This window comes from Lysinibacillus sp. RU7 (genome assembly GCF_057837305.1).
On record NZ_JBYQFK010000237.1, the window covers coordinates 1 to 248 of the forward strand.

The 248-nt window shown below is 67.3% G+C and carries 1 protein-coding gene; it reads right to left on the bottom strand.

What is annotated here, in order from left to right:
• The coding region (locus tag AC3II9_RS22240; RefSeq protein ID WP_489158920.1) for a hypothetical protein at positions 1-248 on the bottom strand (248 nt) is incomplete at both ends.

The following is a 248-nucleotide window of genomic DNA, read 5'->3' on the forward strand; positions in this document are numbered from 1 at the left end:
CCAGGTCATCCGCTCGCGCAACTGATCGGGCGAATAGAGAGCGCGCAGGATGAAGCGGGTGCGGGCTTCGTCGGCCAATCCGTTCATCGCCTTTTGATAGGCCTGGCGCGCGGCCTTTTTCTGCTCGGGGTCGGTGATGGCCTTCAGGTCGCGCTGCATCGCGTCGGTTCCGACGACGAGCGCCGCAACGGGCTCGCGGCTGATGCGCAGGCCACCGATCTGCGCCTGGATCGCCGGGGGGAGCGGAT